The sequence below is a fragment of the Arsenophonus sp. ENCA genome, assembly GCF_002287155.1.
GTDB classification, from domain to species: Bacteria; Pseudomonadota; Gammaproteobacteria; order Enterobacterales; family Enterobacteriaceae; genus Arsenophonus; species Arsenophonus nilaparvatae.
The window spans coordinates 1-724 of the sequence record NZ_NHNG01000408.1 but is presented as its reverse complement, the minus strand read 5'-3'; the positions used below and the strand labels follow the sequence as shown (position 1 = coordinate 724).

At 28.2% G+C, this 724-nt stretch carries 2 protein-coding genes; both read right to left on the bottom strand.

The window, feature by feature from the left end; translation table 11 throughout:
* Window positions 1-338: hypothetical protein (locus CBG25_RS10655; RefSeq protein ID WP_290606559.1), on the bottom strand; the 338-nt coding region annotated here is incomplete at its 3' end.
* A gap of 101 nt (window positions 339-439) precedes the next feature.
* On the bottom strand, window positions 440-724 hold a 285-nt coding region (locus CBG25_RS10650; protein WP_290606557.1), incomplete at its 5' end, for a hypothetical protein.

Sequence of the window (724 nt, the reverse complement as noted above, 5' to 3'; positions counted from 1 at the left end):
TGTTTTTTATAAGTATCAAAATTAAAATTAATAAAAGCAGAAAGGTAATTATTCTTAAAATTATGGATTTGATTATTTGCTTTATCAATAAAAGCCTGCATTTTAGCTAAATGTAAGATATTTTCTTTTTTTAACCTGATTTCACCCGATAAAACATCTATTTTAGAAGGTAAAATCATCATGATCCCACTCTCTCCAATATCTAAACAGCAAATCTCTTGATTTCCTTTTGAACTAATACGAAGTTCTGTTTTACTTACTGCCGTAACATAATAAAGAACTGGATTTTCTAATAAAATTTCGTCATATTTTATCCACATACATTCACTCTGCCGCAAAACTTGCTCCTTAACATGAAACCAGCTTCTAGCAAAAAACACGATCTCATTAAACCTTATAATAACCCAAAGATCACAACCAAATTATGACGAAATCATGACTATTTACATTTAATGTTCAATGTTAAACGCTGAAAACTATCCTTTATTGTATTTGAAGAACAAATACCCTCTTTAAATACAGGTAATATTCTGCCAATACTTTGCATATAAAGCCCACTTTGCCGCTTATCATGGTTAGGAATTTCGTATAAATAATCATTCTTTGCATTTAAATCAATAAGTTTTACATCACTATTAAAACAATATCCTCTACCATAAATGGTTATAATCAAATTTTCCTGTTTAAACAATTTTCTCAATGAATATATACAACGAACAACTGA